The sequence below is a fragment of the Paucibacter sp. KBW04 genome (genome assembly GCF_003852425.1).
Classification (GTDB): domain Bacteria; phylum Pseudomonadota; class Gammaproteobacteria; order Burkholderiales; family Burkholderiaceae_C; genus Paucibacter_A.
On sequence record NZ_QAJN01000017.1, the window covers coordinates 161,572 to 185,028 of the forward strand.

General features: G+C 63.9%; 22 protein-coding genes and 3 tRNA genes. 11 read left to right on the top strand and 14 right to left on the bottom strand.

The annotated features are described in order from the left end of the window. Nucleotides 1-9 precede the first annotated feature (9 nt). Nucleotides 10-1,503 (top strand): glycerol kinase GlpK, encoded by a 1,494-nt coding sequence (gene glpK / locus DBR47_RS21330; protein ID WP_124453875.1) that lies wholly within the window; start codon nucleotides 10-12, stop codon nucleotides 1,501-1,503. Between the two features lie 15 nt (nucleotides 1,504-1,518). Here the strand turns inward: glpK and DBR47_RS21335 are convergent, their stop codons facing one another. Both DBR47_RS21335 and DBR47_RS21340 read right to left on the bottom strand, forming a co-directional pair. Then, a complete protein-coding gene (locus DBR47_RS21335; RefSeq protein WP_124453877.1) occupies nucleotides 1,519-1,815 on the bottom strand; it encodes a hypothetical protein in 297 nt (98 codons plus the stop codon). Further along, nucleotides 1,815-2,075: a DUF3297 family protein gene (locus tag DBR47_RS21340; protein WP_124453879.1), complete on the bottom strand. Its 261-nt coding sequence runs from the start codon at nucleotides 2,073-2,075 to the stop codon at nucleotides 1,815-1,817. The genes DBR47_RS21335 and DBR47_RS21340 overlap by 1 nt, the downstream gene beginning before the upstream one ends. 204 nt (nucleotides 2,076-2,279) lie before the next feature. On the opposite strand from DBR47_RS21340, the gene DBR47_RS21345 reads away from it, so the two are divergent. The 5 genes from DBR47_RS21345 to DBR47_RS21365 all read left to right on the top strand — a co-directional run bounded on the left by DBR47_RS21345 (nucleotide 2,280) and on the right by DBR47_RS21365 (nucleotide 5,318). Further along, the gene (locus tag DBR47_RS21345; protein ID WP_124453881.1) at nucleotides 2,280-2,654 is read left to right on the top strand and encodes a YciI family protein; all 375 of its coding nucleotides are present in this window, start codon (nucleotides 2,280-2,282) and stop codon (nucleotides 2,652-2,654) included. A 196-nt stretch (nucleotides 2,655-2,850) separates the two neighbouring features. Further along, nucleotides 2,851-3,249, top strand: coding sequence for a VOC family protein (locus DBR47_RS21350; RefSeq protein ID WP_124453883.1), 399 nt, complete (start codon nucleotides 2,851-2,853; stop codon nucleotides 3,247-3,249). Between the two features lie 80 nt (nucleotides 3,250-3,329). Continuing rightward, nucleotides 3,330-3,560 (top strand): DUF4287 domain-containing protein, encoded by a 231-nt coding sequence (locus DBR47_RS21355; protein WP_124453885.1) that lies wholly within the window; start codon nucleotides 3,330-3,332, stop codon nucleotides 3,558-3,560. 49 nt (nucleotides 3,561-3,609) lie between these two features. After that, entirely contained in the window at nucleotides 3,610-4,020 is a 411-nt protein-coding gene (locus DBR47_RS21360) for a VOC family protein (protein ID WP_124453887.1), read from the top strand. After that, nucleotides 4,017-5,318, top strand: a complete 1,302-nt coding sequence (locus DBR47_RS21365) for an RNA polymerase sigma factor (protein ID WP_370454941.1) — start codon at nucleotides 4,017-4,019, stop codon at nucleotides 5,316-5,318. The genes DBR47_RS21360 and DBR47_RS21365 overlap by 4 nt, the downstream gene beginning before the upstream one ends. A gap of 94 nt (nucleotides 5,319-5,412) precedes the next feature. Here the strand turns inward: DBR47_RS21365 and DBR47_RS21370 are convergent. The 7 genes from DBR47_RS21370 to DBR47_RS21400 form a co-directional block, all read right to left on the bottom strand. After that, nucleotides 5,413-5,487, bottom strand: a tRNA-Val gene (locus DBR47_RS21370). A 106-nt stretch (nucleotides 5,488-5,593) separates the two neighbouring features. Further along, a tRNA-Val gene (locus tag DBR47_RS21375) sits at nucleotides 5,594-5,668 on the bottom strand. A 90-nt stretch (nucleotides 5,669-5,758) separates the two neighbouring features. After that, a tRNA-Val gene (locus DBR47_RS21380) sits at nucleotides 5,759-5,833 on the bottom strand. A 117-nt stretch (nucleotides 5,834-5,950) separates the two neighbouring features. Further along, on the bottom strand, nucleotides 5,951-6,673 hold the full coding sequence (dnaQ, locus tag DBR47_RS21385) for a DNA polymerase III subunit epsilon (protein WP_124453889.1): 723 nt from the start codon (nucleotides 6,671-6,673) through the stop codon (nucleotides 5,951-5,953). A gap of 18 nt (nucleotides 6,674-6,691) precedes the next feature. Then, a complete protein-coding gene (gene lgt / locus DBR47_RS21390; protein WP_124453891.1) occupies nucleotides 6,692-7,501 on the bottom strand; it encodes a prolipoprotein diacylglyceryl transferase in 810 nt (269 codons plus the stop codon). 69 nt (nucleotides 7,502-7,570) lie between these two features. After that, nucleotides 7,571-8,563: a lipopolysaccharide assembly protein LapB gene (locus DBR47_RS21395; RefSeq protein ID WP_124453893.1), complete on the bottom strand. Its 993-nt coding sequence runs from the start codon at nucleotides 8,561-8,563 to the stop codon at nucleotides 7,571-7,573. Nucleotides 8,564-8,596: 33 nt separating this feature from the next. Further along, a complete protein-coding gene (locus tag DBR47_RS21400) occupies nucleotides 8,597-9,484 on the bottom strand; it encodes a LysR family transcriptional regulator (RefSeq protein ID WP_124453895.1) in 888 nt (295 codons plus the stop codon). A 268-nt stretch (nucleotides 9,485-9,752) separates the two neighbouring features. Here DBR47_RS21400 and ilvD point away from each other — a divergent pair, with 268 nt between their 5' ends. Next, nucleotides 9,753-11,438: a dihydroxy-acid dehydratase gene (gene ilvD, locus DBR47_RS21405; protein ID WP_124453897.1), complete on the top strand. Its 1,686-nt coding sequence runs from the start codon at nucleotides 9,753-9,755 to the stop codon at nucleotides 11,436-11,438. On the opposite strand, the gene DBR47_RS21410 is transcribed toward ilvD, so the two are convergent. From DBR47_RS21410 to DBR47_RS21415, 3 genes are all read right to left on the bottom strand, one after another. Continuing rightward, on the bottom strand, nucleotides 11,435-12,322 hold the full coding sequence (locus DBR47_RS21410) for an alpha/beta fold hydrolase (RefSeq protein WP_124453900.1): 888 nt from the start codon (nucleotides 12,320-12,322) through the stop codon (nucleotides 11,435-11,437). The genes ilvD and DBR47_RS21410 overlap by 4 nt on opposite strands. Nucleotides 12,323-12,329: 7 nt before the next feature. Next, nucleotides 12,330-12,455, bottom strand: coding sequence for a hypothetical protein (locus tag DBR47_RS25285; RefSeq protein ID WP_255420800.1), 126 nt, complete (start codon nucleotides 12,453-12,455; stop codon nucleotides 12,330-12,332). Between the two features lie 79 nt (nucleotides 12,456-12,534). Then, nucleotides 12,535-13,137 carry a TetR/AcrR family transcriptional regulator gene (locus DBR47_RS21415; protein ID WP_124453902.1) on the bottom strand — a complete coding sequence of 201 codons (603 nt, stop codon included), beginning with the start codon at nucleotides 13,135-13,137 and terminating at the stop codon, nucleotides 12,535-12,537. A gap of 138 nt (nucleotides 13,138-13,275) precedes the next feature. On the opposite strand from DBR47_RS21415, the gene DBR47_RS21420 reads away from it, so the two are divergent. Beyond that, complete coding sequence (locus tag DBR47_RS21420) at nucleotides 13,276-14,469, top strand: acyltransferase (RefSeq protein WP_124453904.1); 1,194 nt, start codon at nucleotides 13,276-13,278, stop codon at nucleotides 14,467-14,469. Here the strand turns inward: DBR47_RS21420 and DBR47_RS21425 are convergent. Then, entirely contained in the window at nucleotides 14,448-15,149 is a 702-nt protein-coding gene (locus DBR47_RS21425; RefSeq protein WP_124453905.1) for a YebC/PmpR family DNA-binding transcriptional regulator, read from the bottom strand. The two genes, DBR47_RS21420 and DBR47_RS21425, sit on opposite strands and share 22 nt — an antisense overlap. 154 nt (nucleotides 15,150-15,303) lie before the next feature. Here DBR47_RS21425 and DBR47_RS21430 point away from each other — a divergent pair, with 154 nt between their 5' ends. Next, a complete protein-coding gene (locus DBR47_RS21430; protein ID WP_124453907.1) occupies nucleotides 15,304-20,151 on the top strand; it encodes an NAD-glutamate dehydrogenase in 4,848 nt (1,615 codons plus the stop codon). A 68-nt stretch (nucleotides 20,152-20,219) separates the two neighbouring features. Here DBR47_RS21430 and DBR47_RS21435 read toward each other — a convergent pair whose 3' ends face one another. Beyond that, nucleotides 20,220-20,888 carry a PEP-CTERM sorting domain-containing protein gene (locus tag DBR47_RS21435; protein WP_197047211.1) on the bottom strand — a complete coding sequence of 223 codons (669 nt, stop codon included), beginning with the start codon at nucleotides 20,886-20,888 and terminating at the stop codon, nucleotides 20,220-20,222. A 348-nt stretch (nucleotides 20,889-21,236) separates the two neighbouring features. Here DBR47_RS21435 and DBR47_RS21440 point away from each other — a divergent pair, with 348 nt between their 5' ends. Further along, entirely contained in the window at nucleotides 21,237-22,703 is a 1,467-nt protein-coding gene (locus DBR47_RS21440) for a DUF3422 family protein (RefSeq protein ID WP_231512436.1), read from the top strand. Nucleotides 22,704-22,823: 120 nt separating this feature from the next. After that, nucleotides 22,824-23,457: nitroreductase family protein (locus DBR47_RS21445; RefSeq protein ID WP_148090433.1), on the top strand; the 634-nt coding region annotated here is incomplete at its 3' end.

Genomic DNA, 23,457 nt, shown 5'->3' on the forward strand with positions numbered 1-23,457 from the left:
ACCCAAGCCATGACCTATTTGCTCGCCCTGGACCAGGGCACCTCCAGCTCTCGCAGCATCGTGTTCGATGCCTCCGGCCGAGTCTTGGCCATGGCCCAGCGCGAGTTTCGCCAGATATTCCCGCAGCCCGGCTGGGTGGAACATGACGCCAACGAGATCTGGGACAGCCAGCTCGCCACCGCCCGCGAGGCTTTGGCCAAGGCCGGCTTGCAAGCGCAGCAGATCAAGGCGCTAGGCATCACCAACCAGCGCGAAACCACCGTGCTGTGGAATCGCAAGACCGGCCTCCCCCTTCACCACGCCATCGTTTGGCAAGACCGCCGCGCCGAACCCATCTGTGCCGAGCTGCGCGCCCAGGGCCTGACCGACTTGGTGAAGGAGAAAACCGGCCTGGTGATCGATGCCTATTTCTCCGGCAGCAAACTCAAATGGCTGCTGGACCATGTACCCGGCGCCCGCGCCCAGGCCGAACGCGGCGAGCTGGCTTTTGGCACCGTCGATTCCTGGCTGATGTGGCGTTTGAGCGAAGGCCGCATCCACGCCACCGACGTCAGCAATGCCTCGCGCACCATGCTCTTCAATGTGCGCCGCAACGAGTGGGACGAGGATCTGCTGGCACTGCTGCAGATCCCACGCGCGCTCTTGCCCGAGGTCCACCCCAGCGCCCATGTCTACGGCCAGGCGGCGGCCAAGCATCTGGGCGCCGAGATCGCCATCGGCGGCGTCGCGGGCGATCAGCAAAGCGCCCTCTTCGGCCAGGCCTGTTTCAAGGCCGGCATGGCCAAGAACACCTACGGCACCGGCTGCTTCATGCTGATGCACACCGGCGAGAAGTTCCAAAGCTCGGCCAATGGCCTGATCACCACCAGCGCCGCCCAGGCCAGCCGCAAGCCGGAGTTTGCGCTGGAAGGCAGCGTCTTCATCGGCGGCGCGGTGGTGCAGTGGTTGCGCGACGGCCTGCATGCCATCCAGGGCAGCCAGGAGGTGCAAAGCCTGGCTGAAAGCGTGCCCGATGCGGGCGGCGTGATGTTTGTGCCGGCCTTCACCGGCCTGGGTGCGCCCTACTGGAATGCGGAGGCGCGCGGCGCCATCGTCGGCTTGAGCCGTGGCAGCACGGTCGCGCATATTGCCCGCGCGGCGCTGGAAAGCATTGCCTTTCAAAGCGCCGCACTCTTGCAGGCGATGAGCAGCGACGCGGTCGCGGCGGGCGGCGCGCCCGTGACCGAGCTAAGGGTAGACGGCGGCGCCTGCGTCAACAATCTCTTGATGCAGTTCCAGGCCGATCTGCTGGGCATCCCGGTGCTGCGCCCCCAGGTGATCGAGACCACCGCCCTGGGTGCGGCCTATCTGGCCGGCCTGAGCACCGGCGTGTTCAAAAACCTGGGCGATCTGGAACAACATTGGCGGGCGGAGCGGGTCTTCCATTCCACCATGAGCCGTGACCGCGCCCAGAGCCTGATGCGCGACTGGGAGCGCGCCGTGCGCCAGACCTGCACGCTCTGAACGCAGCGCCAAGACTCAGGATGGCTGCTGAGTCATCCGGTCCTTCATCATGGACATCGCAATCGCCAAAGCCGCGCCACCCAGGGTCTTGATCAGACCCGTGTGCTGCGCATAAAAACTCACCAACTCATCGGCGATGCCTGGCTTGGCTGGTGCGCTTGCGTCACCAACTCCTGCTGGCGCAGCACCTGCTGCAGGCTCAAGAGGGAAGCGTGATCTGGGAGCGGCCACCCAGGAGTTTGCCTGTCGCACTTTCGCGCCCTGCACCGTCTCCAGCACCCACAAAAAAGCCCGGCGAACCGGGCGTGGCATCAACGGTAGAAGGCTTCGACCCGGCCCTTGAGCTTGAGCATCAGGGGCTGACCTTTGCGGTCCACGGTCTTGCCGGCGCGGAACTTGATCCAGCCTTCGCTGATGCAGTACTCCTCGACGTCGGAACGCTCCTTGTCGTTGAAGCGGATGCCGATCTCATGCTCGAACACGGCCGCATTGTGGTGCGGGCTGCGCGGATCAACCGACAGATGGTCGGGAATGGGAGGACGGGCATCGGCGGGGACTTGGTTTTCGCTCATGGTATTGGCTGGCTTCTCTGTTCGTTCTGCCTGGCTGGTTCGCGCAGGCGCCTTGAATTGCAGCTCCGATTTTCGCGGATTTGTGCGCCCAGACTGCCGGGAAGGCAAAACAGTTTGAAAAGATCCCACTGGCGCCAGGGGCATCGCGCTTTTGCAGGCCAGAGCTAGACTTGGCCGGACCAAAAAAATATGAAAAGGGAGACCATGTCCTACGCCTTGTTGATCATCGAAGACCCGGCTCAACGCCCCGAGCGCAGCCGCGCAGAAGGGGAGGCCTTGTACGCGGAGATGGCGGCCTTCAGCGCCGCCCTGCATGAGAAGGGGCAGCTGCAAGCCGCCGAGTCCTTGGGCTCGCACGCCAGCGCTCAGCGCGTGCGCAGCGGCCCGCAAGGCCGCCTGCAAATCACCGATGGGCCCTTTGCCGAGGTCAAGGAGATGATCGGCGGCTTCTTCCTGCTGCAAAACGTCAGCCATGAGGAAGCACTGGCGATCGCCCAACGCTGCCCGGCCGCCCAATGGGCCACGGTGGAGCTGCGCCCGCTCATGCCTTGCTACGACGGCAGCGGCGGCCCGGCCTGAGGCCAGCAAGCAGGGCAAGACCGACTTGGGTATTCCTACCCAAACTCCGGACAGATGTCGAAGACTCGCCGCCTGCTTCGTCGTCCTCCATGAAGCGCAGGAGGATTGTTGGACTCGGGCCTTGCGGCCAAACCAAAAGCCGAGCCTCTCCCCTCCTGCGCCGACGACCCAGCCACTCAAACGGAGACCGATTGCCATGAACCCCGTGATTCACTTTGAACTGCCCTATCTCGACCGCGCCCGAGCCGCCCGCTTCTACGCCGAGGCCTTCGGCTGGCAAACCCAGATGCTGGGCGAGGAAATGGGCCACTACCTGCTCTTGACCACGGCCACCAGCGATGCCCAGCCCGGTGCACCCGCGGGCAGCATCAATGGCGGCATGTTTCCCCAGGCCAAAGAGGGCCCGCCGCAAGCCCCCTCCATCGTCATCGGTGTGGAGGCGCTTGAAGCCGCGCGCAGTCGCGTCATCCAGGCCGGCGGCGAGTTGCTGGGCGAGGCCATGGACATCCCGGGTGTGGGCCGCTACGCCAACTTCAAGGACAGCGAGGGCAACCGGGTGGGTTTGCTACAGCCCCTGCCCGGCTCTTCCTGCTAAGTCCTGGGCCAAAGCCCTTGCTTTGCCTTATTCCACCGCAGCGTTTGTTTACCCACACCGTCCTGGTCGGAGCCCACACCATGTCATTCCAAGCCTATCTCGACACGATTCAGAGCAAAACCGGCAAAAGCCCGGCTGACTTCAAAGCCCTGGCCAAGGCCAAGGGCTGGATGAAGGGGCCGAGCCTGAGCGCCGAGATCAAAGCCACCCAGGTGGTGGACTGGATCAAACAAGACTTCGCCCTGGGTCACGGGCACGCGATGGCGATCTACGCCTTGCTCAAAGGCCTCAAAAAAGAAGGCCAGGCCTGAGCACAAGCGCGGCTCGTTCCCCACTCATTCATTCAGAACTGGAATCACCATGCTTCGCCAAATCTTCGTCAACCTGCCCATCAAAAACATGGCGCGCTCCCAAGCCTTTTTCAAAGCCTTGGGCCTGCACTTCAATCCGCAATTCACCAATGAACAAGGTGCCTGCCTGCAGATCGCCGAGAACATCTTTGCCATGCTGCTGGTCGAGCCCTTTTTCCAGGGCTTCACCAAGCTACCCATCTCGGATGCGCACAAAAGCACCGAGGTCTTGATCGCTCTGAGTTGCGATAGCAAAGCCGAGGTCGACGAACTGGTCGGCAAAGCTCTTGCGGCGGGCGGCACGACACCGAATGAAGCCAGAGATATGGGCTTTATGTACCAGCACGGCTTCACCGACCCGGACGGTCATCAGTGGGAGGTGTTCTGGATGGATATGCAGGCCGCCCCGGCCCAGGCTTGAGCGTTTTGCACGCCGGACTTCATCTGGCCATTGCCGCCATCTGGCGGCAAGAGTCGCCGAGCGTGGTGGCCTGCCTCAGCCGCCTGCTGCGCGACCTGGATCTGGCCGAGGACCTCGCCCAGGAGGCCTGCTTGGCCGCCCTGGAGCGCTGGCCCATGCAAGGCCTGCCCGACAAACCCGGCGCCTGGCTGATGAGCACCGCCAAGAACCGCGCCCTGGACTATCTGCGGCATCGCAAGATGGCCCAGCAGCGCCAGCAAGAGTTGGCGCAAGACCTGCTCGCGCAAGAAATGCATCAAGCCCCGGACTTTTTGGAAGCCCTGGACCAAGCCCGACAAGACGAGGTGGGCGACGATATGCTGCGCCTGATCTTCATCGCCTGCCATCCCGATCTACCGCCCGAGAGCCGGACCGCCCTAACGCTCAAGCTGCTGGGCGGCCTGACGACGCAGGAAATTGCCCGCGCCTATTTGCTGCCGGAGGCGACGATTGCCCAGCGCATCGTGCGCGCCAAACGCCGCATCAAAGACACCCATCTGGCATTTGATCTGCCACGCGGCCCAGCCTTGCAGCAGCGCCTGGACTCGGTGCTGGAGGTGATCTACCTGATCTTTAACGAAGGCTATGCCGCCAGCAGCGGTGCCGAATCGATGCGCCCCATCCTCTGCCAGGAGGGCTTGCGCCTGGGCCGCCTGCTGACGCAGATTCAGCCGCAGGCCGCCGAGGCCCAGGGCCTGCTGGCCTTGATGGCGCTGCAAGCCTCGCGCCTGGCGGCACGCCGCGATGCGCAGGGTCACCCGGTGCTGCTGGAGGCGCAAGATCGCAGCCGCTGGGATCAGGGTTTGATCGAGCAGGGCTTGCAAGCTCTGGCCCTCGCAGCGCACAGCGAGGCCGAACTGGGTCCCTACGGCCTGCAAGCCGCCATCGCCACCTGCCACGCCCGCGCCCGCAGTGCCGATCAAACCGATTGGGCCAAGATCGATGCACTCTATTTCGCGCTCCACCGCCTGCACCCCTCACCCGTGATCGCCCTGAACCGGGTGGTGGCCCACGCCATGCACCAGGGCCCGGCCGCCGGACTGCAAATGCTGGCCCCTCTGTTGCAAGACCCCGCCTTGCAAAGCTACCCCTGGCTGCCCGCGGTGCAGGGCGATTTACTGGAGAAGCTGGGGCAGACCGAGCAGGCCAGCCAGGCGTTTGAAGCCGCAGCCGCCTTGAGCGGCAATGCGCAGGATCGCCAGCAGATGCTGGAGCGGGCCCATCGCTTGAAGGCGCAAATCAAAACCTCCGAGACCTAAGGCGAAACCTAAGCGGCGGCGACGCCCGAGAGCGGGCCGACTGAAACCACCAAAGGAAAAGCCCACAAAGTCTTTGGACCTTGTGGGCTTGTTCTGGTGGGCGGTGCAGGGTTCGAACCTGCGACCCCTGCCGTGTGAAGGCAGTGCTCTACCACTGAGCTAACCGCCCGGTATTGGGTACCGGTTGCACATCTTGTGCCAAATTGTCGACCCGCGCGCGGGCCGTCGGTTTGAAGACTGATCTCGATTCGATTGCCGAGATCTTGCTCAAACCTTGGTGGGCGGTGCAGGGTTCGAACCTGCGACCCCTGCCGTGTGAAGGCAGTGCTCTACCACTGAGCTAACCGCCCGGTATTCCTGACCGGGAACTTTCTAGTATTGACCGCAGCCTGGCTGAGGATTGAGCTCGATACGATTGCCGAGTTCATCATCAAAAAGACTGGTGGGCGGTGCAGGGTTCGAACCTGCGACCCCTGCCGTGTGAAGGCAGTGCTCTACCACTGAGCTAACCGCCCGATTTGGTCAATTTCTTGGCAAATTTTGTTCGCTTGGCTTGCTTGATCTGCTTTCGCATTTCTCGCTAACCGCGAAGCCCACGATTATGCCATGACTTTTTAGGCCGAATCGAAACTTCAAGCAGAAATTTGCTCGCTCGCCTTCCAAACGCGCTTGCCGCCGCTGGCCTTGTCCAGCTCCAGCAGCACTTTTTCATGCGCAGCCAGTTCTTCTTCGCTGGCCTGGGGCACGGGCAGCTGGAAGCTGCGCAGATCGACCGCAGCCACGCGGAATTCGTTCGAGTCCGAGCCCTCATCGCCCGAGTCGTCCATCACCAGAGAGTCCTGGCCCCGGGTCAGGCGGATGTAGACCTCGGCCAGCAGCTCCGCATCCAGCAAAGCGCCGTGCAACTTGCGATTGGAGTTGTCGACCTCCAGTCGGCGGCACAGAGCATCCAGCGAGTTGGCCTTGCCGGGGAACATATCGCGCGCCATCAGCAAGGTGTCGCGCACACTGCCCACCACATCGGTGATGGGCGGCTTGCGCAGACGCTTCAATTCGGCATTGACAAAACCGATGTCGAAAGGCGCGTTGTGAATCACCAGCTCGGCACCGGCCAGAAACTCCAGCAATTGCTCGGCGATCTGCGAGAACAAGGGCTTGTCCGACAAAAAGGCTTCGGTCAGGCCGTGCACCCGCAGCGCATCCTCGTGGCTGGCGCGCTGGGGGTTGATGTAGAGGTGCAGATTGTTGCCGGTCAGCTGGCGGTTGATCATCTCAACGCAGCCGATTTCGATGATGCGATCCCCGCCCTCGGCCTGCAGGCCGGTGGTTTCGGTATCGAAGAAGATTTGACGCATGGGAACTTTGATTAGGGGTCAGGTCTTGCCAGCCGCAGCGCGCCGGCTGGCCCACAGCCAGATGGCCACACCAGCCGCAATCATGGGCAAGGACAGCCATTGTCCCTGACTCAGATTGAAGGCCCGCAGGCCCAGGAAGTCATCGGGCTGGCGGAAGAATTCGGTGACAAAGCGCTGGGCGCCATAGCCGATCAGGAACAGGCCCGAAACCTGGCCGGTGGCACGTGGATTGCGCGCGTAAAACCACATCAGCAAGCCCAGGAACACGCCCTCGCCCAGGAACTGGTAGATCTGCGAGGGGTGGCGCGGGTCGGCCGTGCCCGATTGCGGGAACACCATGGCCCAGGGCAAGCTAGGGTCGGCGGCACGCCCCCACAACTCACCGTTGATGAAATTGCCGACCCGGCCTGCCGCCAGGCCGGTGGGCACGCAGGGGGCGATCAGGTCGGTGACCTCGAAGAAACGGCGGCCGCGCAGCTTGGCAAAGGCAGCCATGGCCGCCACCACGCCCAGCAAGCCGCCGTGGAAGGACATGCCGCCCTTCCAAACCGCCAGTACCTCACCGAGGTTGTGAATGTAGTAATCGGGCTTGTAGAACAGCACATAGCCCAGGCGCCCGCCCAGCACCACGCCCAGCACGCCGAAGAACAGCAGATCGTCTACATCCTTGGAACTCCAGCCCCCGGCGGCCCATTGCGGCTGCCGCACACGCTTGTTGGCCAGCCACAAAAACATGCCGAAGGCGGCCAGATAGGTCAAGCCATACCAGTGGATGGCGAAGGGGCCGAGGTGCACGGCGACGGGGTCGAACTGGGGATGAACCCACATTTTTAGAATCCTGAACAGTTGAGGCGGGCATCATAGCGAGCGGGGCATGGACAGCCGCTCTCAGCCGGCCTAACCCAGCGCCGCCAAGCTCTTGCGCGCATCCTTCACATGGCCGGGCTCGGCCCGCTTGGCGGCAAGATAGCGTTGGTAGGCTTGCTTGGCCGCCTCCACCTGTCCCTCGGCAGCGTAGGCATCGCCCAGACGATGGTCGATGGGCAGGCCGCCGGCGCCGGCCAGGCCGCGGGCCTTCTCAAGCAAAGGGATGGCCTCGGCCGGGCGCTCCAGCTCCTGCGCCAGCCGGCCCAGGTAGTAGTAGGGGGCGGCTTGGGCAGGCTGATCCTTCAGCAATTGCTCATACATGCGCTTGACGCGATCAAACTGCTGGCTCTTGATCCAATGCCGCCCCAGCTCGCCGTAGGCATTGCGCACATCCTCGGCCAGGGCGGCGTCCTCGCCCACCCGCACGGCCATCAACTCGCGCTCGGCCTCGTCCCATTGCTCTTGCCGCGCCAGGATCAGCGAATTCAGCAGGCGAGCCTGCTCTGGCTTCTTGCTGCGAATGGCCGACTCCAGCTCGCGCGCCTTGCCCACACTGCCGCCCAAAAACTCGGGGATCAGCAGATAGATCTGCGCCAGCTTGCTGCGCGCCTCATACAAATCGGGGTCCAGGGCCAGGGCAGTGCTCAGGCTGGCACGTACCTTGGGCACAAGGCCTATGGCCTTGAGCTTGCTGGTGATCAAGACCTGCTGGCCCATCACCCGAGCCAGGGCCAGATGGCAGACCGCCTCGCGCGGCGCCAGGTCCACACATTGCTGGGCCGTGCCCAGCGCCTCGTCCAAGGCGCGGCCGTCGTAGCCGCCGGTCGCCGCAATCGCTTTGGCAGCCAGGGCTTGGGCGTCCTTGGGTGCCTGGCTCAGGCGCTGCTGGGCGGCCTGGGCCAGGGCATCGAATTTTTCCGCCTCCAGCATTTGCTCCAACTGGGCATCCTTGAACACAGCCGCCCGCGCCTGAGGGGCGCTGAGCAGCAAGGCGGTGGAAAAAGCAAGAGCTAGGGTTCGCAAGTGAATCACCAAATGCTGGGAATGCGCTGATTATCAGGCTGCGATCTGAGCGGCGATGTGATCGACAAAACGCCGCACCGTGGGCGCCGCATCGCGCGGCCAGATCAGGCTGGTTTCGCAGGTGGGCGGCGCCCCCGAGACCGGCTTATAGCTCACTCCCGCCCGGCCAAAGGCCTGCACGCTGGCGGGCACCCAGGCCGCGCCAATTCCGGCCGAGACCAGATTGACGATGGTCTGCATCTGTATCGCCTCTTGCTCGATACGAGGGCTCTCACCCAGGGCTTGATAAAAGCCCAGGACCGCATCGAAGAGCGAAGGCGCGATGGCGCGCGGGAAGATCACCAGCGGCAGCGCCAAGACCTGCTGTGCGCTCACGCTGGACTGCGCGGCCAATACCAATTCGGAGCTGAGGGCCAAGACCATGGGCTCGCTGGCGATGCTCAGTCGTTCAAAGCCGGGCGGGCAGGCGCCGGGTGCATGGATGATGAAACCGGCGTCCAGCTCCCCGCTGGCAAAGTCGGGCAATTGCACGTCCAGCGTCGCCTCGCGCAGGCTCAGTGCGATGTCGGGATAGCGCTCGCGGAAGCCGCGCAGCCAGCGCGGGAAATCGCCATAACCCACGGTGGAGACAAAGCCCAGGCGCAGACGGCCGCTCTCACCCTTGGCGGCAGCCTGCACCAGGGCCGACAAGCCCTGCGCCTGGGCCAGCATCTGCTCAGCCTGCGGCAGCAGCGCCGCCCCCGCCGGGCTCAGCGCCACCGAGCGGCTGCTGCGCTCAAACAGGCTGACACCCAGGTCTGCCTCCAGCTTTTGAATCGCCTGAGTCAAGGGCGGCTGGGTCATGTGCAGGCGGGCCGCGGCGCGGCCAAAGTGCAGTTCCTCGGCCACGGCGAGGAATTGGCGCAGGCTTCTCAGCTCCATTGCATATACAAAATGAATCAATAACACGCGAATAATATATTTGAATCGAAGCCACTCCAGCCAGATACTTGCACCAGCTTTTCGCATAGGAGGGTCTGCAAAGCCCCACGCGAGTGCGCAGACATCGGATTGGGATGGCATGCAAGGCGAAATTTGAAGCCAATAGCCCAGCTATTGGCGAAAAGTTCAACGCCGCAGGCCACCCAAGTCCGATGGATGGCGCAGCGCGTGGGGTTTTGCAGACCCTCCCTAACCAGGACGACACCCCATGAGCCAGACCCCCGCCAACCGCCGCTCCAAAAACATCACCGAAGGCGTGGCCCGCGCGCCCAACCGCTCCATGTACTACGGCATGGGCTACCAGGAGAGCGATTTCGGCAAGCCCATGATTGGCGTGGCCAATGGCCACTCCACCATCACGCCTTGCAACTCCGGCCTGCAAAAGCTGGCGGACGCCGCCGTGATCGGCCTCAAGGAAGCGGGCGCCAACCCGCAGATCTTTGGCACCCCCACCATCTCGGACGGCATGGCCATGGGCACCGAGGGCATGAAGTACAGCCTGGTCTCGCGCGAAGTCATCTCCGACTGCGTGGAAACCTGTGTGGGCGGTCAGTGGCTGGACGGCGTGATCGTCATCGGCGGCTGCGATAAAAACATGCCCGGCGGCATGATGGGCATGTTGCGCGCCAATGTGCCGGCGCTGTACGTCTACGGCGGCACCATCCTGCCGGGCAAGCACAAGGGCCAGGACCTGAACATCGTCAGCGTCTTCGAGGCCGTGGGCCAGTTCAGCGCCGGCAAGATGAGCGAGGAAGACTTCTGCGCCATCGAGCGCAAGGCCATTCCCGGCAGCGGCTCCTGCGGCGGCATGTATACCGCCAACACCATGAGTTCGGCCTTTGAGGCGCTCGGCATGAGCCTGCCCTACTCCTCCACCATGGCCAATGTCGAGGACGAGGTGGTGCAGAGCGTGAAGAAGGCAGCGGCCGTTTTGGTCCAGGCCGTCAAGGCCGATCTGAAGCCGCGCGACATCGTCACCAAGAAGGCGATCGAGAACGCCGTCGCCGTCATCATGGCCACCGGCGGCTCCACCAATGCGGTGCTGCACTTCCTGGCGATTGCCCATGCGGCCGAGGTCGAGTGGAGCATCGACGACTTCGAACGCGTGCGCCGCAAGACGCCGGTGCTGTGCAATCTGAAGCCCAGCGGCCAGTTTCTGGCGATTGATCTGCACCATGCCGGCGGCATCCCGGCGGTGATGAAAGAGCTGCTCAAGCATGGCCTGCTGCATGGCGACGCCATGACCATCACCGGCAAGACCGTGGCCGAGAACCTGGCCGATGTGCCCGATTTGCGCGCCGATCAAACCGTCATCCAGCCGGTCACCAAGCCCATCTACGCCGAGGGCCATCTGGCCATCCTCAAGGGCAATCTCAGCCCCGAGGGCTGCGTGGCCAAGATCACCGGCCTGAAAAACCCGGTGATGACCGGCCCGGCGCGGGTGTTTGACGACGAGCAGTCGGCGCTGGCCGCCATCATGGGCGGCAAGATCGTCGCGGGTGACGTCATGGTGCTGCGTTATCTGGGCCCCAAGGGCGGCCCCGGCATGCCCGAGATGCTGGCCCCCACCGGCGCCCTGATCGGCCAAGGCCTGGGTGAAAGCGTGGGGCTGATCACCGACGGCCGCTTCTCCGGCGGCACCTGGGGCATGGTGGTCGGCCATGTGGCGCCCGAGGCCTATGAGGGCGGTCTGATCGCCCTGATCCAGGAGAACGACCGCATCACCATCGACGCCCACCAACTGCTCTTGGAGCTGCATGTGGACGAGCAAGAGATCGCCCGCCGTCGCGCCCTCTGGGTCAAGCCTGCACCGCGCTACACCCGCGGCGTGCTGGCCAAGTTCGCCAAGAACGCCTCGAGCGCCAGCACCGGCGCGGTGCTGGATTTGATCTAACTTTTTAGATGCTCGGCCACGGCCTGGGCCACGCCCGCATCGCTCAAGATGCGCCGGTGACCCAAGCCTTGCACCGTCAGCAGTCGGGCATCCGGCAAGGCTGCAGCCAAGGCTTGAGCATTGGCAAAAGGCGCGGCCCGGTCCTGCTCATCGTGCACCAGCAGCGTGGCCTGGGGCAGGCGCGGGCCCAGCCAGGCGGGCTCAAAGGTCTCTAGCGCCGTGCCGCCCAGGCGCTCCAGGCGTTGCTGCATCTGCGCCATGCTCTTGCCCGCGAGGCCAAAACACTGGGCAAACCAGCCCAGCACCTGACGCGGCGGCGCCGAGCAAGCGAGCAAGACCAGGCGTGTCGCAGGCAAGCCGCGCGCCACCGCATGGCTGACGGCCACCGCGCCCAGGGAATGCGCGACGATGCCGTGCATGGGCCCAAAGCGCTGGGCCGCCGCGTGCAAGGCCTGCACAAACTGCGGCATATGGGTCTGCCAGCCCTGGCTGTGGCCATGGGCCGGCATGTCCAGCAAAAGAGGGGCAAAGCCTTGGGCCCAGAGTTGCTCGGCCAAGGGCTGCATCTGCTGAGCGCTGCCGGCCCAGCCGTGCACCAGCAAGACCTGAGGCCGGCTCGATGAGCCCGCCTCATGCGCCCGATGCCGCCAAGCGCACAGGCGCAGACCCATCAGCTCCCAGGGCTCGGCGACCCAGGGCGATGCCCTCTGCTGGCGAACCGATCGCTTGAGCGGCAGCGGCGTGCTGAACAAAGCAAAGGCCAGGCGCGAGGCAAGACCTGGCCCCAGGGCCTGGGCGGCTCGCATCAGGGTGCGGAGCAGACGCAGGCTGTGGCCGCCAGCGAAAAACAGGGTGGCTGGATTGAAAGCCTTGGAATTGCTCATATTGAACTTAGCCCAGAAAGAAGTCGCGATTGCTGCGCGGAATGGACTGCCAGAGACGGCGCAATCCACGGTAAGCACGCAACAAGGCCAACAAGACCAACAGGCCGGCCAAGGGAATCAGGATCAAAACCATCGCACACCTCCATCGTCATCATCAATATTTCGCACGACCGTACGATTTAATTTCAAAAAAAGGCCCGGGGCCTCGGGCGCTAAAAAAGATAGGGTTGCAAGATGCGCTGGTAGGCCAGCAGGCCACGGCGCTCCGTCTCGGGATTGCGAATGAAGCGCGCCTCCAGCACCAGGGCGGTGAACAAGCCGTCCAGTTCAAACGCGAGTTGATCAATGTCCCGGTCGGCGCGCAGATGGCCGGCGTCCACCGCCTGCATCAGGCAGCGCTTGAGCGCCTGGCGCCAACGGGTCAGGCCGTCCAGCAACACATCACGCAAGGGGCCGTCTCTGTCATCAAACTCGAAGGCGCCGGCCGTGTAGAGGCAGTTGCCGCGGGAACCGGGTCTCGTCGCGCGCGCCAGCCAGGCCTTCATCAAAGCGTCCAGGCGCGGCAGGCCGCGCGGCTGCTGCAGGGCTGGGGCCATGATGTCCTCCTGAAATCGTCGGTCAAATTCGGCCAGCACCGCGCGCTGCAAGGCCTCGCGCGAGCCCACGCGGGAGAACACCCCGCTTTTGGACAAATTCAGGCGCTTGGCGATCTCGCCGATGCTGAGGCTCTCCAAACCATCAAGCGCGGCCATCTCCAGCGCCACATCGACGATGGCGGCCTGGGTCAATTCACTGCGCTCGGTTTTGGCTTGCATGGCGCGAATTTAGCACGACCGTGCGAATGCAAACAAGAAAAACAATTTGCCAGCCAAGTCGCTCGCTCATGGTGAGCCAGTGGCATGATGCGCCGCCTGCCGCCAGCAAGCCTCCGCCACCCCAGTTTTGCCCAGCCCATGAACCTTTTCCGCCAAGCCAGTTCCGCCCACCCACGCTTACAAGGCCTGGACACGCTGCGGGCCCTGGCCATCTTGCTGGTGTTCGCCACCCACTATCAGGACTTCGTCACCGGCCAGCCCACCTTTGGCTGGGCCAGCATTTTGGGCAGGGTCGGCGTAGATTTGTTCTTCGTGCTGAGCGGCTATCTGATCGCCAACCAGATCTTTGCGGGCATGCAAAAGGGTCAGGTCTTGTCCCTGAGAAATTTTTACGCCCGCCGCTTTCTCCGCACCCTCCCGGTGTTTTATCTCGTGCTGGCCGCTTACTTTCTCTTCCCGGCCTTCATGGGAGGGCGCGAGCCGCCGCCGCTGTGGCGCTTTCTCAGCTTCACGCAGAACTACCAGCTTCAGCCGGGCACGGCTTTCTCACATGCTTGGTCGCTATGTGTGGAGGAACAGTTCTACCTGGTCTTGCCCGCCGTGGTCTTGCTGGGCAAGTTCATGAGCCGCTGGCTCAAATCCATGGCCTGGGCCTGGTTGCTGCTCTTCAGCCTGGTAGGCCTGGCGATCTGGCACAGGGCGGGCCTGTGGGCCGACTACGGCCTGGAAGTGGATGGATACACCCGCGGCTACTACCCCAATATCTACTACGCCACCCTGGCGCGTGCCGACGGGCTGCTGCCCGGCGTGGCGATTGCCCTGCTGAAGAACTTTCACCCGAAGCTCTGGCGGGCGGTGCAGGCGCGGGGTCAGGTCTTGCTGCTGAGCGGCCTGCTGGCCTGTGGGCTCAGCGCCTGGGGGCTGCTCAACTTTTACTACATCGAGGGCTATGGCTATGGCCGTGCCATGACGGTCTACGGCTACAGCCTGGTGTCCTGGAGCTTTGGGCTCTTGCTGCTGGCAGGCCTGTGCCCCAAGTCCAGCCTGGCGCGCTGGCGGGTGCCGGGGGCGGCCTCGCTGGCGCTGTGGTCCTACTCCATCTACCTCACGCACAAGGCAGTGATGTTTGCCTTGCCCACCTTCTGGCTGGACGACAGGCAATCCAACACGACCTTGCTGGCGATCAGCCTGAGCTGCTTGGTGTTGGGCTGGCTGCTCTACCGGCTGGTGGAGCTGCCGTTGATGAACTGGCGCGACCGCTGGGTGCCCAGCAGCTTCAAGGCAAACGAAGGCACCGAGCAGACCTCGTCTTACTCGCCCAAGCCGACGTAAATTTCCTGCACATCGTCATGCGCGTCGATGGCGGCCAAAAAGGCTTCCACCTCTTCCAACTCAGCGGCACCCAAACTCAGCGGCGTCTTGGGGCGATAACCCAGCTTGGCCGAGTGCACGGTGAAACCGAAGTTAGGCAGAGCGCGCGAGACCAGATCCAGATCCGTCGGTGCGGTCAGGAACAGGGAATCCCCCTCATCGGCCGGGTGCACATCTTGCGCGCCGGCCTCGATGGCGGCTTCCTCGGCGTCCACGCCGGGTCGGCTGGGGGCGGCTTCGATCAGGCCTAGATGGTCAAACTCCCAGGCCACCGAACCGGCGGTGCCCAGATGGCCTTTGCGGAACAGCACGCGGATCTCGGAAAAGGTGCGGTTGACGTTGTCGGTCAAGCATTCCACGATCACCGGCACCCGGTGCGGGGCATAGCCTTCATAGGTCACCAGATCGAAGTGCACCGGGTCGCCCAGCAGGCCGGCACCCTTTTTGACGGCACGTTCCAGGGTTTCACGCGGCATGGAGACCTTGCGCGCGGCTTCCATCACCATGCGCAGGCGGGGGTTCATATCGGGGTCGGCGCCATTGCGGGCCGCCACCATCAACTCTTTGCTGAGCTTGCCGAAGAGACGTCCACGGGCATTGGCCGCCAGATCTTTGTGCTTTGCTTTCCACTGTGCGCCCATGCTGGCTGCTCCTGATATTGGTGATCCCCCATTGTCCACCGAGCGCCAGGGCTGGCAGAGTGGCTAAAGACGCCAGCGGCCCAGCTCAAGTAAAAACCGCAACAAGAAGCCCCCAAGCTTGAGGCACACTCCCATTCACAAGGAGACATGAGCGATGACTGATCCACAAGAACTGCTTCAACGCGAACGCATAGACGCCGTCCTGGCGCTGGCCCGCCAACACCAAAGCGCGGCCCACTTCAAACCCATGATTGAGAGCTTCGGCCGCGAGTACTTCGCCCGCCTGGACCCTGAGGATCTGCTGGCGCGCACGCCCGAAGATCTGCTGGGCGCCCTGCTCTCCCACCTCCAATTCGGCGCCAAACGCCTTCCCGGCCAGACCCTGGTGCGCGCCCTGAACCCGGCCGTGGCCGAGAACGGCTGGGCCTCGCGCCACTCGGTGATCGATATCGTCAATGACGATATGCCCTTCCTGGTCGACACCACGACCATGGAGATCAACCGCCATGGCCTGACCCTGCACCTGATCATTCACCCCATCTTCGCCGTCGAGCGCGATGCGCAGGGTCAGCTCTTGTCGATCCGGCCGCGCCGCGAGGCGGGCAATGAGCCCTCGCTCAAGCGCGAGTCCTGGATGCATATCGAGGTCGACCGCATGGTCGACGCGCAGCAGCGCGCCGATCTGGTCGCTGGCCTGGAGCGCGTGCTGGCCGATGTGCGCCTGGCCGTGCAAGACTGGCAGCCCATGGTCAATCAGCTGCGCAGCGCCATCGCCGAGCTGGACCAAGCCCCCGCCAGCCTGCCCAAGGAACAGGTGCAAGAGAACCGCGAGTTCCTGGAATGGCTGGCCGAAGACCACATCACCTTGCTGGGCTACCGCCGCCACGATCTGGTGAGCGAAAACGGCCAGGACGCCCTGCGCCTGGTCAGCGGCAGCGGCCTGGGCCTCCTGCGTGAGAGCGCCGAAGAGAAGCTGTCCAGCAGCTTCGCCGCCCTGCCCGCCAATGCCCGGGCCATGGCGCGCGCACCCCTGCCCCTGATCCTGATCACCAAGGCCAATACCCGCTCCACGGTGCACCGCCCCGGCTATACCGATTACGTCGGCATCAAGCGCTACAACACAGCCGGCGAGGTGATTGGCGAGCACCGTTTCATCGGCCTCTTCACCTCCACCGCCTACAGCGCCCGCGTCTCGGAAACCCCGCTGCTGCGCGGCCGCACCCAGGCCATCACCGAGCGTGCCGGCCTGCCTCCCGGCGGCCATCTGGCCAAGGCCTTGCAACACATTCTCGAGACCTATCCGCGCGACGATCTGTTCCAGATTTCCGACGACGAGCTCTATGAAACCGCCCTGGGCATCCTGGCCCTGGGCGAGCGCCAACGCCTGCGCTTATTCGTCTGCCGCGACCCCTTCGATCGCTTTGTCTCCTGCCTGGTCTATGTGCCGCGCGAGGCTTATTCGACCGATATGCGCATCAAGTTCCAGGCCATTCTGGTCTCGGTCTTCTCGGGCAGCAGCGCCGAATTCGATGTGCAGCTGAGCGACGCCGTGCTGGCCCGCATCCACTTCACCGTGCGCACCACGCCGGGCCAGATGCCCAGCTACGACCGCAAGGACGTGGAAGCCAAGCTGGCCGCCGCCGCCCGCCGTTGGGACGATGATTTGCGCGACGCCTTGATCGACGCCGAGGGCGAGGCGCGTGGCCTGGAGCTGTTCAAGCGCTGGGCGGCCGGCTTCCCGCTGGGCTATCGCGAGCGCGTCAGCGCCCGCGCCGCCGTGCCCGATGTGATCAAGATCGCCAGCCTCTCGCCCGAGAACCCACTGGCCCTGGCCCTCTACCGCCCCCTCGGCGCCCAGCCGGGCGAGCTGGGCTTCAAGGTCTATCACCGCGGCGCGGCCGTGGTGCTGTCCGACAGCCTGCCTATGCTGGAGCATATGGGCGTGCGGGTGCTGGGTGAGTACAACCACCGCGTCAAGGGCGGCGGCAGCGAGTCCAGCGAGGCCACACAGATTTCCCTGCACGACTTCCAGCTGCAAGCCACCGTCTCGGACGAGATCGAACCCGAGGCCCTGGCCCGTTTGTTTGAAGATGCGTTTGCCCGCGTCTTCAGGGGCGAGGTCGAGAACGACGACTTCAACCGCCTGGTGCTGCGCGCGGGTTTGGCCAGCGACGACATCGTGGTCCTGCGGGCTTACGCCAAATACCTGCGCCAGATCGGCTTTGCGCTCTCGCAAGCCGCCATCGAAGCCACCCTGGCCGCCCACCCGCGCATTGCCCGCATGCTGGTGAGCTTGTTCAAGCTGCGCTTTGATCCGCAAGCCAACGACGAGGCCGGTGCTGCCGCCCAAGTCAATGGCATCGAGAAGGCGCTGGAGAAAGTCTCCAATCTGCAGGAAGACCGGGTGCTGCGTCAGCTGCTGGCCCTGATCCAGGCCACTTTGCGCACCAATTTCTGGCGCACCGGCCCGGGCCACAGCGGCACGGCCGGCCCGCGCCGCAGCTTCCTGAGCTTCAAGTTCGACTCGGCCAAGATCCCGGGCCTGCCCGAACCCAGGCCGCTGTACGAGATCTCGGTCTACTCGCCGCGCTTTGAGGGCATCCATCTGCGCGGCGGCAAGGTCGCCCGCGGCGGCCTGCGCTGGTCCGACCGGCCGGAAGACTTCCGCACCGAGGTGCTGGGCCTGGTGAAGGCGCAGATGGTCAAGAACACCGTCATCGTGCCGGTGGGCAGCAAGGGTGGCTTTGTGCTCAAAAAAGCCCCGCCTAGTAGTGACCGCGAAGCCTTTATGAAAGAAGGCGTGAGCTGCTACCAGGACTATCTGCGCGCCCTGCTGGATTTGACCGACAACCTGGCCGGGGGTCAGGTCTTGCCGCCGCCCCAGGTGGTGCGCAAGGACGCCGACGACCCGTACTTGGTGGTGGCGGCCGACAAGGGCACGGCCACCTTCTCCGACTACGCCAATGCGGTCAGCGCCGAATACGGCCACTGGCTGGGCGACGCTTTTGCCTCCGGCGGCAGCGTGGGTTATGACCACAAGGCCATGGGCATCACGGCCCGCGGTGCCTGGGAGAGCGTCAAGCGCCACTTCCGCGAGCTGGGGCTGGACACCCAAACGACGGACTTCAGCGTCGTCGGCGTGGGCGATATGTCGGGCGATGTGTTCGGCAACGGCATGCTGCTGTCCAAGCACATCCGCCTGGTGGCCGCTTTTGACCATCGCCACATCTTTATCGACCCGAATCCCGATGCGGCCATCTCCTTCGCCGAGCGTGAACGCCTGTTCAAGCTGCCGCGCTCGGCCTGGACGGACTACGAGGCCAGCCTGATCTCCGAAGGCGGCGGCGTCTGGGCACGCTCGGAAAAATCGATTCCGATCTCGCCCCAGGCCCAGGCCGTGCTGGGCATCACGGCCGATCGCCTGGCACCGAATGAGTTGCTCAGCGCCATCCTGAAGGCCCCTGTCGATCTGCTCTACAACGGCGGCATCGGCACCTATATCAAGGCCGCCAGCGAGGTGCATGCCGAGGTGGGCGACCGCGCCAATGACGGCCTGCGCATCAACGGCGCCGAGCTGCGCTGCAAGGTGGTGGGCGAAGGCGGCAATCTGGGCTGCACCCAGCGGGGTCGCGTCGAAGCGGCGCTGGCCGGTGTGCGTATCAACACCGACGCCATCGACAACTCCGCCGGGGTGGACACCTCCGACCACGAGGTCAATATCAAGATCTTGCTGGGCCTGGCCATGGGCGATGGTGAGATGACGCTGAAGCAGCGCAACACCTTGCTGCCGCAGATGACCGACGAGGTGGCGGCCCTGGTGCTGCGTGACAACTACTTCCAGACCCAGGCCCTGTCCATCGCCGGACGGCAAGGCGTGGCCATGCTGGAGCAGCAGGCCCGTTTCATCCGCTTCCTGGAGCGCAAGGGTCAGCTCAACCGTGCGATTGAGTTCCTGCCCAGCGATGAGCAGATCGCCGAGCGCAAGGCGCGTGGCGTGGGCCTGACCAGCCCCGAGCTGGCCGTGCTGCTGGCTTACAGCAAGATGTGGTTGTCCGATGAGCTGATGGCCTCCGACCTGCCGGAAGACGGCTGGATTGGCACGGCGGTGGAACGTTACTTCCCCGCTCAGCTGCGCGAGAAGTATGCGGGCTACATCCCCCGCCACCCGCTCAAGCGCGAGATCATCGTCACCCATGTGCTCAACAGCATGCTCAACCGGGTGGGCTCCACCTTTGTGCATCGCCTCGCCGAATCCACCGGCGCCAAGCCGGCGCAGATCGTGCGCGCCTATCTGGCCACCCGCGAGGTCTTTGGCTATGTGCCACTGTGGTTGCAGATCGAAGCGCTGGACAACAAGGTGCCCGATGCGGTGCAGGCCGAGATGATCGAGGAGTTGGGCCGCCTAGGCAGCCATGCCACGACATGGTTCCTGCGCTCGCGCCGCCTGGCCGAGCCCATGGAACAGCTGTTCGCCCGCTTCACGCCTGCCGTAGAGGTGCTGCGCAAGCGCCTGGCCTCTGCCCCTGAAGCGCCCGACACCTCCGCCCGCGCCAGCGCCTGGGTGGAAGCCGGTGTGCCGCAGGAACTGGCCCAGGCCGTGCTGCGGGCCGAGAGCCTGTTCGCGGCCCTGGACATCGCCGAGATCGCCGACGCCACCCAGCGCCCGCTGGAGGAAGTGGCCGATGTGCATGCCAGCCTGGGCTCGCGCCTGGGCCTGGCGCGCCTGCGCCAGCAGATCGACGGCCTGCCCCTGGAAAGCTACTGGCAGACCCAGGCCAAGATGGCCCTGGGCGACGATTTGGCCGGACTGCAACGCGCCATCGCCAGCGATGTGCTCAGCCATGCGGGCGGCGAGTCCGGCGACAAGCTGCAAGCCTGGGAGCAACGCAATGGCGACGCCCTGGAACGCGCCCAACGCCTCTTGGGCGAGCTGAGCGAAGCCAAGGGCGTGGACCTGGCCATGCTCTCGGTGGCCTTGCGTGAGTTGCGCAATCTGGCCTAGACCAGCCAAGCCCGCCCATGAAAAAGCCCGGCAGTGCCGGGCTTTTTTTATTCAGTCGCTGCCGGTCATCAGGCTTGGCGGCGACGTGTCACCACGGTCGCTCCCACCATGGCCAAGGCAACCAGGGCGAGGGAAGCGGGCTCAGGGACTTGGGTCGAGGGGCCGTAGGTGTAGGTGATCGCTGCACCGCAGGCCGCCTGCGTCTCCTGGCTGGCCTCGATATTGCCGCCACCTCCGCTGACCGAAATCCCGCTCAGCGACTTGCAGCTGATATTGAACACGCCACCGCCGACGCGCGAGAAGTCTCCCCAAAGACTGTTCAGCTGAGAGTCGAACAAAGAGCTTTCCCGGTCGCGCTGATTGTTGAAGACCTGGGTCTGATTCGACGCCAGCTCCACGTCCTTCAGCGTGGCGGACAGGGTCAAGGGGTTGCTGGCAATGAACAAAAGGTTCAAGCCCGCCAGATCACTGGAGAAGTCCAGATCCACCGAGCCCCTGGCGGTGACTCTTTGGTTTTGCGCCGCCCGATTGGTCAAGGTGATGTTGGTGAGCATCTCGCCATTGATGCTCAAGGCAATGCCGGTCAAGACACCCAGGCTGCTATCAAACAAGCCGAGGCTGAGGCTTTGATTGATTTCGGTGACCTGCAATGGCTTGGCGTCGTTGAAACTGATGGTTCCTGCCTGCGCCGCACTGGCGCCCGCCAGGGCAAGAATGAGCGCTACTGCTGTTTTCATGGTTTCACTCCTTGAATGTATTTGTGAATCGCCGAAACTCCGGCACAACACGCATAGCAAGCAGCATGCCAATGCGTAACGCATGTTTTAAGTCATTGTTTCACATAGATTTTTTTACAATCAAAATACAGCGTTAATTTAATTCGTAAAGTTATCCGACAGAATAAAAAGCTGCCACACGAGGCCACCACGAAGGCATCAAATAAATGAAGTGAAAAGTACCAAGATTGATAGTTTTCTATATCTAGCCAATATCAAAATACTCTTCAATAACTAAAGTCATAAATACCGATTCAAGCGCAGCGGCCTTCCCATGATTTCTTCGCGGCCAGAGCACAGGCCCGTTTCTTGCGAGTCAGCAAGCCCAACGCCTCGGGCATGATGGAGGCGAGCGGCGCTCTGGCAGCCGATCTACCGCTGCCCCACATTTGCTGGAAGGATTTGTTCATGGCCCCCATGCCACCCAAGCCATCGCAAGCGAACTACGCCCTGCCCGCCGACGACGCCCTGCGCGTCCAGCTGCACAACGAGGTCCATGCCCGCCCTTCGGCGCGCATACGCCTGCCGGCTCTGGTGGTGTCGGTCGCCGTGCTCAATGAAGAGGTGAGCCGGGAGCAGGAGTTGGCGCACCTACGCCGCCTGCCGGGCCATGAGGGCCTGCAACTGGCTGACTTGCAAGACAATTTCTTGCGCCTGCGCGGCCAGGATCACACGCTCAAATGGGAACGCCACAGCGAGTTCACCCGCTACTCCCTGGTCCAAGCCCTGCCGGCCCGGGTGACGCTGGACGGCAGCCCTCGGGCCGCCCAAGAAATGGGTGAAGAGGAGCTTCTTTCCAGCCTGTTGCTGGACCGTCAATGGCTCAGCCAGGTGCCGGGCCGCACGGTGGCCGCCATCAAGCTCATCATGTTGGAACACGCCATTGACGACACCCACCAAGCTCTGGCCCAGGCGGCCCGCTGGTTTGGCGGCCGCACGGTGGTGGCCTCGCTGCTGGGCAACGGTCATTCTCTGGCCGTCACCGACTTTCGCCTGCGCGAAACCGGCTTCGAACACATGCTGGTGATGGCCCCGGCCGGTACCACGCCCACCCGGGTAGGGCGACTTTCCCAGCGCCTGCTGGAGCTGGAGATTTACCGCCTGATGGCCTTGCGCGGCCTGCCGGTGGCCAAGGCCCTGGCGCCGCAGCTGGCCGAGGGCGAGGCCAGCTTGGCCGAGGTGACGCAAAAGCTAGAGGCCAAGTCCAGTTCGGAGTCCGAGTTGCTGGACACCTTGATCCACCTGGCTGCCGGGGTGGAGCGGGCCACGGCCCAGCATGCCTATCGCTTCTCCGCCACCCAGGCCTATGACAGCCTGGTGCGCCAGCGCCTGGCGGAGCTGCGGGAAAAACCCATCCCGGGCACCCAGACCCTGGGCGAGTTCATGCAGCGCAGGCTCTCCCCCGCCATCGCCACGGTGGCGGCCACAGCCCAGCGCCTGAGCTCGCTATCGCAGCGCATCGAGCGCTCCAGCGGACTTTTGCGCACCCGGGTGGACATTGCGGCCGAGGCCCAGAACCAGCTGCTGCTGGCCAAGCTGACGCGCGGCCAAGACTTGCAATTGAATCTGCAGACCACGGTGGAAGGCTTGTCCATCGCGGCCATCAGCTATTACGTCATCAGCCTCTTGCTCTACGCCGCCAAGGCCTTGAAGACGGCCGGCCTGCCTATCAACCCGGAGCTGGCCGTGGGTCTGGCCATCCCGCTGGTGTTGTTCAGCGTCTGGAAGGCCACCCAGCGGGTGCATGCCAAGCTGCACAGTCGCCAAGAGCCCTGAACTTGTGCGCCGCACAAAATATTTCGAGCCTGCTCTTGTATTTCAATCCGCAGCCCGCACAAGTCTGGGTGGACGCATCTTCGTCCCCGCCACCCGCATTTGAAGAAAAAGGATTGATCCATGGCTTTGATTGACAAACTCCAGTGGCGCTATGCCGCCAAAAAACTGGACCCGGCCAAGACCGTGCCACAGGACAAGGTGGAGCGCATTCTGGAAGCCGCCCGCTTGGCGCCGACCTCCAGCGGCCTGCAGCCCTTCGAGATCTTCGTCATCACCAACAAAGAGGTGCGCGAGCGCATCAAGCCGATCGCCTGGAATCAAGGCCAGATCACCGATGGCTCCCACCTGCTGGTTTTTGCCGCCTGGGATAACTACACGGCCGAGCGCATCAACCATATGTTCGACCTCACCAACGAAGCTCGCGGCTTCAAGAACGAGGGCTGGGAGAACTACCGCCAGATGCTGCTGAGCAACTACCCGCAGCGCGACGCCGAGACCAATTTCCAGCACGCCGCCCGCCAAGCCTATATCGGCCTGGGCGCCGCCCTGATCGCCGCCGCCTACGAGGAAGTGGACAGCACGCCCATGGAGGGCTTTGACCCCGATGCGCTGGACGAGATCCTGAACCTGCGCGCCCGCGGCCTGCGCAGTGTGGCCATCCTGCCCCTGGGCTACCGCGAGGAAGACAAGGACTGGCTGGTCAAGCTGAAAAAGGTGCGCCGCCCGCGCGAACAGTTCATCACCGAGATCGACT

What these genes read in the sequence shown, in the direction of transcription:
- DBR47_RS21340 (WP_124453879.1), bottom strand. Translation starts at nt 2,075, where the DNA reads ATGAGCGAAAACCAAGTCCCCGCCGATGCCCGTCCTCCCATTCCCGAC.
- DBR47_RS21430 (WP_124453907.1), top strand. Translation starts at nt 15,304, where the DNA reads ATGACTGATCCACAAGAACTGCTTCAACGCGAACGCATAGACGCCGTC.
- DBR47_RS21350 (WP_124453883.1), top strand. Translation starts at nt 2,851, where the DNA reads ATGAACCCCGTGATTCACTTTGAACTGCCCTATCTCGACCGCGCCCGA.
- DBR47_RS21410 (WP_124453900.1), bottom strand. Translation starts at nt 12,322, where the DNA reads ATGAGCAATTCCAAGGCTTTCAATCCAGCCACCCTGTTTTTCGCTGGC.
- glpK (WP_124453875.1), top strand. Translation starts at nt 10, where the DNA reads ATGACCTATTTGCTCGCCCTGGACCAGGGCACCTCCAGCTCTCGCAGC.
- DBR47_RS21435 (WP_197047211.1), bottom strand. Translation starts at nt 20,888, where the DNA reads ATGAAAACAGCAGTAGCGCTCATTCTTGCCCTGGCGGGCGCCAGTGCG.
- ilvD (WP_124453897.1), top strand. Translation starts at nt 9,753, where the DNA reads ATGAGCCAGACCCCCGCCAACCGCCGCTCCAAAAACATCACCGAAGGC.
- DBR47_RS21345 (WP_124453881.1), top strand. Translation starts at nt 2,280, where the DNA reads ATGTCCTACGCCTTGTTGATCATCGAAGACCCGGCTCAACGCCCCGAG.
- DBR47_RS21360 (WP_124453887.1), top strand. Translation starts at nt 3,610, where the DNA reads ATGCTTCGCCAAATCTTCGTCAACCTGCCCATCAAAAACATGGCGCGC.
- dnaQ (WP_124453889.1), bottom strand. Translation starts at nt 6,673, where the DNA reads ATGCGTCAAATCTTCTTCGATACCGAAACCACCGGCCTGCAGGCCGAG.
- DBR47_RS21415 (WP_124453902.1), bottom strand. Translation starts at nt 13,137, where the DNA reads ATGCAAGCCAAAACCGAGCGCAGTGAATTGACCCAGGCCGCCATCGTC.
- DBR47_RS21355 (WP_124453885.1), top strand. Translation starts at nt 3,330, where the DNA reads ATGTCATTCCAAGCCTATCTCGACACGATTCAGAGCAAAACCGGCAAA.
- DBR47_RS21335 (WP_124453877.1), bottom strand. Translation starts at nt 1,815, where the DNA reads ATGCCACGCCCGGTTCGCCGGGCTTTTTTGTGGGTGCTGGAGACGGTG.
- DBR47_RS25285 (WP_255420800.1), bottom strand. Translation starts at nt 12,455, where the DNA reads ATGGTTTTGATCCTGATTCCCTTGGCCGGCCTGTTGGTCTTGTTGGCC.
- DBR47_RS21425 (WP_124453905.1), bottom strand. Translation starts at nt 15,149, where the DNA reads ATGGGCGCACAGTGGAAAGCAAAGCACAAAGATCTGGCGGCCAATGCC.
- lgt (WP_124453891.1), bottom strand. Translation starts at nt 7,501, where the DNA reads ATGTGGGTTCATCCCCAGTTCGACCCCGTCGCCGTGCACCTCGGCCCC.
- DBR47_RS21400 (WP_124453895.1), bottom strand. Translation starts at nt 9,484, where the DNA reads ATGGAGCTGAGAAGCCTGCGCCAATTCCTCGCCGTGGCCGAGGAACTG.
- DBR47_RS21420 (WP_124453904.1), top strand. Translation starts at nt 13,276, where the DNA reads ATGAACCTTTTCCGCCAAGCCAGTTCCGCCCACCCACGCTTACAAGGC.